The following is a 3072-nucleotide window of genomic DNA, read 5'->3' as shown; positions in this document are numbered from 1 at the left end:
GTGCATGGCGGTTCTGGCACCGCCGGGTACATGGAGAAATCCGACCCGTGGATCGGAGATCGCCTGCAGCACCTGGGTCGCCTGTTTTTGCGGGGTTTGGTCGAGCACGATGACATGATAGTTGCTGTAGTACTGTTCCAGTTGGTTTTCGTACGACTCCACTGTCCGGGCGGTTCCTTCCGCCACGGGAAACAACACGGTCATTTCCGGCGGGATTCCTCTTCGCATCCGCGCCTGTTGCTTAACGAGTTGAAACATGTAGCGCCATCGCCGGTGCTGGTCTTTGGAACTTTTCATCTGGGCGGAGATGCTCATCGGTGAATTGACGCGATATTCCATCAGCACGAAAGGGATGTAGCGAACCTCGCAGTGCTCAGTGAGCCGCAGAAAATAGTCGTAATCCTCCACCGGTTCCTGCCCGTACCCGCCGATCAACCGGGCATACGCCGCTTTGTACATAAACGAAACGCCGATAAAGTGAAAATCGAGCAGCTCCTCTTTCCGCCGTTGCTGATACTTGCGCCTGGCATCCAGAAACGCCTCGTCGCGAAGCGGCTTGCCAGATTCGTCAATTTCCTGGAAACAACTGTAGACGACGCCGACTTCGGGCGGCGCCGCTCGAAGATAGGTCCGGAGCGTGAGTAGAAAATCGGGGGAGTAGATGTTGTCGCTCGATATCCAGGTCAGGTATTCGATACCAGGGAGGGAGAATAATTCCTGAAACCCGCGGTTGAGTGCTTTGGCCACACCCTGGTTTTCCGGCAGAATCACCACGCGGACACGAGGGTCATCCTGTACGGTTTCACGGATGATGGGCAACACGTCGAAAGGAGCGCCGTCGACCACAATGACCAGCGTAAAGTGACGATACCGCTGCGCAAGGATGGATTGCAGCGCCTCACGAAGATACGATGGTTTTTGTTTGTACACGGGCATGACAACGCCTACATCGGACATGGAAATACCTCCTTTCGATGTTTGCGCCTCCTCTACTGGTAGGGTATTCACCAAATGCGGAAGGGGGCATGGGGATGTACACAATCTGCCGGATGGACAGGCCAGCACGTTGTGTGCGAGCCGGTTCTCGTACCGGTAGCTCATCAGGCAGTAGGCGGGCAAAACAGGGATACCATCACGTATGGAAACCGGTTTTTGACCTCAATCAGCGCCTGGATCAAGGTGTCTTGGTCCCGATGCCAGGAGAATCCTCCCTCCGGCTTCCGCAGGATGGCGGCGATGTGCGGCGGGCCTTCTGGTCTGCGGATCCCGAGATTGCGGTAGGAGGGACTGACGCCGACCGGCACGATGTGGCCCCGGATACCATGATTGAGCTGGATGATTTTCTGCTGCCAGGTGGACAAGACCAGCAGGTTTGGGGTTGCATGGTACGAAGGGAAGGAGAGAGGGGAATGGGGCAGGAACGTCGGTTCGTAACAGAGGCTGAGCCGCACGTGCACGCCTTTTCCCTGCTGGCTGGCCAGTTGGGCAGCCGGGACGGTGGTATAAAAGTTGGATACGATCACGTCGCTTTTGGGAAAATCGGCCGGCGTAATGGAAGCACCGCTGCTTCGGATCACTCGCGCACGTAGCGGGTATTGGATCGGTTCTCCCGGGGGCATCAGTACAGTCACACCGTGCCCCCGCTGGGCCAGACCGTTGACCAGTTCCGCAAGCATCCGCTGCGCCCCGCCGATACTCAAGTTCAAAATAGGAAAGGTGTACTTCACTGGGTATCACTCTCCTTTTCCAGAGTTACAAGCCAGGGGATGAAAGATACGGGATGAAGGATACAAAACCCCTTTGGAACGTCCAAAGGGGCTTTGTGCTGAACGCGGTTAGATTTCTGGAGGTGGCGGCAGAGCGGCCTCTGTGTTTTGCAGGGCCGTCCCAGTGAAGGAGACGGGTCCGGTGACGGTGGCGCCGTTCAATACACCGTTTGTCACCTCGGCAAACAGGGAGTAAAAGTGGAATCCGGCCGGAAGATCGATGTCCAACAGTTGGAAGGTGGTGACTACTTGCTCGTTGAGGGCTAGGGTTGAGACGCGAGCCGTGCCGATCCCAACGTTGTCCCGCATGACGGTGAACAGCACTTCCGGAGTGGCGAGCACCGATTCCCAGCCGATCGTGGCGACGACCATCACATCCGTCGTTGCCGTCGTGGTAAAGCCGAACTCGGCCAGTTTAATCTGGTCCGGCGACTGCGGAATGGGCCGGTTGATTCCGTCATCGAAGTTGGTCGGGAAGCTGCGGCCAAATGCATTGACTTGAAGAGCCATATGGTTTCCCTCCTTTCTTTTTTGAGCTACTGATATGTTATGACCTGCTCGTACCTTGCTCTCTCACCAATCTCCCATTTTTATAAAAACAGGTAGAAAACCACCTTGTCTTGCGCCTTGCCGGCGCTTTGCTTAATTATGCCGGCCTTTTCCTCTGGATAGGAAGACGCCCTGACGCTTTGTCTCCTTCCCGAATACATTGGTACCATTCACTACGGAAGGAAGTGGGATGGATGTCCCTATCTGGAAAAAAGGTGTTGGTGACGGGTGCCGCTGGTTTTATCGGCAGCCATCTGACCCAGCAGCTCCTCCTTACAGGAGCGAAGGTCCGCGCCTTTATCCGCTACAACTCGCTCGATTCCCACGGGTTCCTTGACCAGCTCCCGGCAGACCAGCGAGCCGAAATTGAGGTGGTCAAGGGCGATTTGCGCGATCCCCATGCGGTGTACCAAGCAGTCAAGGGTACGGATGCCGTGTTTCACCTGGGCGCTCTGATCGCGATCCCTTATTCCTACCAAAATCCGTCGGATGTCGTGCAGACCAACGTGCTGGGTACCCTCCACGTGCTCCAGGCAGTGCGGGATCTGGGAATCCCCCGCATGGTGCACACGTCTACCAGCGAGGTGTACGGTACGGCACGTTACGTACCGATTGACGAATCACATCCGCTCCAGGGACAGTCCCCGTACTCGGCCAGCAAAATCGCTGCCGACAAGATCGTGGAGAGTTTCCATTGTTCATACAACACGCCGGTCGTGACGGTTCGTCCGTTTAACGCATACGGCCCGCGTCAGTC

General features: G+C 56.4%; 3 protein-coding genes and 1 pseudogene. 1 reads left to right on the top strand and 3 read right to left on the bottom strand.

The features are described 5' to 3' along the window. The 3 genes from BAA01_16885 to BAA01_16875 all read right to left on the bottom strand — a co-directional run. A partial coding sequence (locus BAA01_16885) for a glycosyl transferase family 2 (protein OUM84219.1) occupies positions 1–957 on the bottom strand: 957 nt, incomplete at its 3' end. A 143-nt stretch (positions 958–1100) separates the two neighbouring features. Beyond that, positions 1101–1727 carry a hypothetical protein gene (locus tag BAA01_16880; GenBank protein OUM84218.1) on the bottom strand — a complete coding sequence of 209 codons (627 nt, stop codon included), beginning with the start codon at positions 1725–1727 and terminating at the stop codon, positions 1101–1103. A gap of 108 nt (positions 1728–1835) precedes the next feature. Next, on the bottom strand, positions 1836–2276 hold the full coding sequence (locus BAA01_16875) for a hypothetical protein (protein OUM84217.1): 441 nt from the start codon (positions 2274–2276) through the stop codon (positions 1836–1838). Positions 2277–2509: 233 nt separating this feature from the next. Here BAA01_16875 and BAA01_16870 point away from each other — a divergent pair. Then, positions 2510–3072: pseudogene (locus BAA01_16870) on the top strand (NAD-dependent dehydratase).

Origin of the sequence: Bacillus thermozeamaize (assembly GCA_002159075.1) — a bacterium.
GTDB lineage: Bacteria > Bacillota > Bacilli > ZCTH02-B2 > ZCTH02-B2 > Bacillus_BB > Bacillus_BB thermozeamaize.
Note: the sequence above shows the minus strand (reverse complement) of the source record. Positions and strands in the feature narration are given on the sequence as shown.

What these genes read in the sequence shown, in the direction of transcription:
- BAA01_16875 (OUM84217.1), bottom strand. Translation starts at nt 2,276, where the DNA reads ATGGCTCTTCAAGTCAATGCATTTGGCCGCAGCTTCCCGACCAACTTC.